We start from the raw sequence: 5,616 nt of genomic DNA, 5'->3' as shown, positions 1-5,616 counted from the left end.
CTTGCTTGTTCTCATAATTATTTTACATGTGCACTCCAGAACTTAAAATCTCCGGTAATATGAAAAAGATATATGTAAAAGAGTGGATGTTATTTCACCCATATGAACGACAGGATGAAGTAGACACGTACTATGTAAACGTTGCCAATCATATAGCTGCATGTTTGAAGGACTTTGTCGGAGGACGTTATCCGGAACATTCAGTGCATGGAATTGCCATTTATTTGACGCTCTGGTTTCAGGACGTGATTTCACAGACTGGAATCTGGCAAGCATTCTCTGAGGAATGCCGTAAGCGGTATGGTTGTCTTGTTCCCTTCATGACTTCGGAAAAAGAAAAAGACTATTATCCGGGAGAAGTGAATCCAGAAGATTTGCAGTTTCTGTTATGGCATTATCTTCAATGCATGGAGAAGCAGGCTGGTGGTGTATTGAATCCGGAAAATTCGGTTTTTGAGGAACTGGCTAATCAGATTTATGATTATTTGTCGGAAGAGTTTCAAGTAGCTCCAGAGAATGAGCGGTTGCATGCGATGTTATATGGGGAGGCTTTTGGAGAAAGCGATTACATGCGTTATCGTAGTGTGCTGGAGTGGTTCCACTTCTGCAGTTATGTAGGTTTTGAAAACCGAGGTGAATATCAGAGAGTGGTAGATACGGTTGCACGGATGGGACAGAATGTCAATCCGCATATTTTGTCGTACGATGTAAAGCAGAACATTTTGTTTGAAGGACGCAAAAACTTACTTTCCTTGACATCAGTAGAATGGCTGGCTTTGATAGGAAAGAGTCATCCTGAAACAGCTTTGTGGGCTGAAGTAAAAGCTCTTCCTCAGGAAATGTATCTTTATGAAGGAGAAGATGAAAAATTCCTGTTTGTAAAAGATTTGTCAAAGAAAGAAGGAGAACAACTGGGTATTCGGAAAGATTCTTTGAATATGGATTCTTTGAAAGGTCGTAAAGAAGGAGTGACCATATTAAGTTGCCGGCTGGTTCAGTATGGAGGAGTCTGGTGGCAAGATAGTATGCTGGTTGTATCCGATTTCCAGGAGAAAGTGAAGGAAGAGATTGACCAGCGAATTGCTGCACGTGAGGGCATTAAGAAAACATTCGATGAATTTATGGAAGCATCCGGCGGCAAGCAATTTGTGTTCTGCAAGTCAGAAGAAGAAGTGCAGGATTTCCTTTCTCAGAAATTGGGATATAAGAATAATGAAGGAATGGAGTTGCCGAAGATGGACGCGACACACGGATTGGTCTTGATGGTTTCTCCACATACCGGCATACATATTCAAATGCAATTGTGTGAATGCATTTCCTCACCGGATAATACATTCTATGATGCTGAAGCAGCCAAGAAGCAGGCTGCCATGTTTATATTGAATCCCAATGTGATACCTTACGATTTGAGTTGTGCCTTGCAGGATGCCGATATGCTTCCGGATGCTTGTCTGAACAGTGCGTTGGGCGAGGAACATGGACGGGAAACAATGAAGAGAAACGCGCGTTTCTTTACAGATTATTTCTTTGAAAAATGCAGAGAGAAGGATTGTTGATTATTCAATAATCCCTCCTCCTAATACAATATTTCCCCGATAAAATGCAGCTGCCTGTCCGCTGGCAATAGAAGCCAGCGGCTCATGCAGTTGTATGTGCAGTCGCTGGTCGTCCAGTAAGGTGACAGTGCATCGGTTGGCTTGTTTCCGGTAGCGTATTTTGACAATGACATCTTCGTGCCCAAGCACTGCGTTGGGATTGACAAGGTTCCAGTGTGTGAGGTACATCTCATTTTTTTCCAGTGCGTGCAGGTTGTCGCTGATAATTACCTTATTCTCTTCAGGAATGGTTTCCTTGACAAAGAGCGCTTTGTTCAGATGAATGCCCAGCCCTCTTCGCTGTCCGATGGTGTAAAACGGATACCCCTCATGTTTCCCGATTTTCAGTCCTTGCTCATCATAAAAGTTTCCAGGGATGATTTCTCCTTCGGGTACATGAGCTTTCAGGAAGGTACGGTAATCCATTGGGCAGAAACATACACCTAAACTGTCACGCTTCTTGGCGGCTTTCAGAAATCCGCGTGCGGCGGCGATTTCGCGTACACGGGACTTGGTCAGTCCACCCATAGGGAGGCACATTCTCTCCAGAATGGATTGTGGAAGTCCCCACAAGAAGAAAGACTGGTCTTTATCTGTATCATTTCCGCAGGTAATGTACCAGTATCCATCTATTTTTTGTTTGTTGACGTAGTGCCCGGTGGCCAGATGGTAAATACCCTTTTCGTCAGCTACCTGTTGCAGCAAGGGCCATTTCAGGTAGTTGTTACAGAGCGTGCAAGGCACCGGAGTACGTCCGCCCATGTATTCCTGAATAAAATAGCGTATGATTTTTTCCTGAAACATTTCCCGTGCGTCGTAAATTAGATGAGGTATGCTCAAGGTGTGGCATAGGTCACGTGCATCGTCCAGGTATTCTGTATTTCCGTCTTTCTCATAGAAACGAAAGGTGATGCCAGTCACTTCGTAGCCTGCATCTTGCAATAGAAGGGCGGCAACCGAACTGTCGGTGCCGCCACTCATTCCCAATAGAACTTTGTTATTTTCTTTCATCGGGACAAAGTTACTCTTTTCTCAGTTCCGGCAATTTGATTTCTGCAATTTCTGCACTTCCATTAGTTATCAGGATACGCAGGTCGCTGCCTCCTGTCTTGTTGAACCGGATAGTCTCTTCCTGATTGGGAGTAACTTCTCCGCTTTGTACCGGAAGGAACTGTCCGCCTCCGCTGGAAATCTGAATTTCGTAATGTGTGCCGGCTTCTGCATTCTTCCAGGCTACATTGATATGGTCTACCTTGGCATTTTCTGCCAGTTCGAAGGATATGTATTCTCCCTTTTCTCCTTTCCAGGTAGTGGAATAATCCCCGTCAACTACATGGATAATGTGACTTTTGTTTTTACTGGCACTGATAAAGTCACGCGGGTCCGATTCGATGGTCTCATTGGCGGATGCCTGTCCGTAAGCCCGGATTTCAAGTCCTTTTTTCAGGCGGATGTCTTCGGAAGAAGCTCCTATCATGATTTGGAACATACCTGGCTCCACTACCCAGTGGTTGTCTTTGTTGAGTAGCTGGAAGTCACGTGGAAGTAGTTGGAAGCGGACTTCTTTGGTCTCACCCGGTTCCAAGTGTACGCGTTCGAAGCCGCGCAAATTCTTTTCATACGTGGTAACACTGCTGATGACATCGCGTGTGTACAGCTGTACCACTTCATCTCCGCTTCGTGTACCGGTATTTTTAATTTTGCAGGTCACGGTGACCGGCTCTTTGTCGGTAATGACGGGAGAAGAGAGCTGCAAGTCGGCGTATTCAAAAGTGGTATAACTCAGTCCGTATCCGAATGGATAGAGCGGCCCGTTGATGCGCGACTGGTTGCCCTTCATTCCGGGTGTCTGTCCGCCATCTACTTGCGATGCAGGTTTGGCCGGGAAGTTGAAAGGTATCTGTCCCACGGTTTTAGGGAAGGTAACAGTCAGTTTTCCTCCCGGGTTATAGTCTCCGAAGAGTGCTTCGGCAATGGCTGTTCCTCCTTGTGAGCCAGGATACCAGGCTTCCAGAATAGCCGGTACAAATTTATCGGCCCAGTTGATACTTAACGGGCGACCGTTTATCAGTACCAGTACGACGGGTTTTCCGGTGGCTACTACTGCCTCCAGAAGCTGTTGCTGACGGCCGGGAAGCTCCAAACTGGTACGTGATTTGTTTTCTCCGCAGGTGCGGATACCTCCTCCTAGCACTATCACGGCTACATCGCTTTCCTTGACGTTGTCGACAGCTTTTTGAATTTCTGTTTTTTCCTCTGCGGTAAGCGGATAGGAAATGATTTCCGATTCCGGCCAGTTGGCATCTACGAGGTCACATCCTTTGGTATAGGTTACTTCTGTCCCTTTCTTTACCTGCTGTTTGATTCCTTCCAGTACGGTAGTCACTTCTACTGCTACGGGACCGTAGTGAGTAAGTGCAAAGGACGCTTCGTCGGCATTCGGACCGCATACAGCAATACGTTTAATCTGTGCTTTGTCCAAGGGAAGCAGGTTATTTGCATTTTTCAGCAGCACGAGTCCTTCGCGGGAAGCCTGCAAGGCCACTTGCTGATGTGTTTCGCTGTTGACCTCTTTATCAGCCAAAGCGAGGTCTGTCTGATAGGGTGCGTCGAATAGTCCTGTCAGGAACTTGACACGTAAGATATCACGTACCCGGTTGTCAATAGTTTCCATGCTGAGTCCTCCCTCCTGAATCAGTTCACGCAACGGGAGGACATATGATTCCGGTGAGCGGAAAGTACAGCGCACATTCAGCCCCGCTTCTACACTTTGTCGGACTGCTTCTTTCATGTCCTTTGCCGTTTTGTGCTTGCTGTAGAGATATTCCACTGCGTCACTGTCGGATACCACATAGCCCCGGAATCCCATGGTACCTCTCAGCCGCTGTGTCAGCCAGTAATAACTACTTTGGATGGGAAATCCGTCATAATCATTGTAGGAACTCATGACTCCCAGAATGCCGGCTTCCTTGATTACCCTTGTAAAAGGATAGGCATGTATATATTCTACCTCTCTCCATGACATTTGCGGGTCAACTCTTGCAAATCCCTCGCGGGCACCTTTGTTGTTGCTGTAGGCTATGAAATGCTTGGCAGTAGCAGCTACTTGCATGTCGGTTTGAAGCCCTTTTCCCATGGCGATACCCAGTTCGGCCACCAGATAAGGACTTTCTCCATATACCTCTTCGTAGCGTCCCCAGCGTTGGTCACGCCCTACGTCCAGAATAGGAGCATATACATTGGTATAGCCCAGCAGACGGGCTTCCCGTCCTGTAATGTAACCCACCTGCCGTATCAGTTCCCTGTTCCAGGTGTGTCCGAGTGCCAGTTGGGTTGGGAAATTGGTGGCAATGTAGTTTTCTACTCCGCGGATACCCTCATTGGTAAAATCTGCCGGTATTCCCAGACGTGTCTCTTCTACAAAAAAGCGTTGCACTTCGTTCAGAGCCCAGGCATGATTTGAAGCCGGCCATACCAGTTCATTCTGCATTGGAGGAACGCCCCATCCGCGGAATGCATTCAGATGCTCATCAATGGCTCCGATGCCGTCTTTCCATAGCTGATTCTTCCATTCGGGGGTAGGCAATGAATCTTTTAACACTCTTTGATATCCATAAAGCGTGACCATCTGGCAGGTTTTCTCCTCCATGGTCATCTGGGAAAGCAAGTCTTCAATTCGGTCGTTTAATGGTGCTTTAGGGTCTTCATAAATATCTTTCCGACCATTTTTGTTGAAGTCAATCCATTCTTTATGATACATGCTTTTCTTTTGGGGAACATACGTTTTGGAAACCTCCAATGCATGACTTGTAATGTTACAAAGTGAAGTGCAAGAAAGAAGGCAATAGAATAATTTTTTTTTCATGTGATACAGTTAGAATTAGGGTTATATATCTTTTTTACTTGATTCCAAAAATACGACTATTTAGGGAATAAATGGTATTAAAATTGTCCATTCAAATGAACTTTCTGTTTGTCTATACTTTATTTTACAGAGTTCTTTCCTTCATAAAATAAATTC

Annotated in this window: 3 protein-coding genes; 1 reads left to right on the top strand and 2 read right to left on the bottom strand. The window is 45.7% G+C overall.

What is annotated here, in order from left to right:
* Window positions 1-59: 59 nt before the first annotated feature.
* A complete protein-coding gene (locus ACMJ0U_RS12965) occupies window positions 60-1,556 on the top strand; it encodes a DUF3843 family protein (protein ID WP_417130283.1) in 1,497 nt (498 codons plus the stop codon).
* On the opposite strand, the gene mnmA is transcribed toward ACMJ0U_RS12965, so the two are convergent.
* Together mnmA and ACMJ0U_RS12955 are read right to left on the bottom strand one after the other, a co-directional pair.
* Window positions 1,557-2,606, bottom strand: coding sequence for a tRNA 2-thiouridine(34) synthase MnmA (mnmA, locus tag ACMJ0U_RS12960; protein ID WP_417130282.1), 1,050 nt, complete (start codon window positions 2,604-2,606; stop codon window positions 1,557-1,559).
* Window positions 2,607-2,616: 10 nt separating this feature from the next.
* Window positions 2,617-5,460, bottom strand: a complete 2,844-nt coding sequence (locus ACMJ0U_RS12955; protein ID WP_417130281.1) for a glycoside hydrolase family 3 C-terminal domain-containing protein — start codon at window positions 5,458-5,460, stop codon at window positions 2,617-2,619.
* Window positions 5,461-5,616 lie beyond the last annotated feature (156 nt).

Source organism: Phocaeicola sp., from assembly GCF_048170425.1.
In the GTDB taxonomy this organism is placed as follows: Bacteria; Bacteroidota; Bacteroidia; order Bacteroidales; family Bacteroidaceae; genus Phocaeicola.
The sequence above is the reverse complement of the archived record's forward strand: the minus strand, read 5'-3'. Positions and strand labels throughout refer to the sequence as shown.

Excerpts from the sequence above, each read along its gene's own strand:
- mnmA (WP_417130282.1), bottom strand. The coding sequence starts at position 2,606 with ATGAAAGAAAATAACAAAGTTCTATTGGGAATGAGTGGCGGCACCGAC.
- ACMJ0U_RS12965 (WP_417130283.1), top strand. The coding sequence starts at position 60 with ATGAAAAAGATATATGTAAAAGAGTGGATGTTATTTCACCCATATGAA.
- ACMJ0U_RS12955 (WP_417130281.1), bottom strand. The coding sequence starts at position 5,460 with ATGAAAAAAAAATTATTCTATTGCCTTCTTTCTTGCACTTCACTTTGT.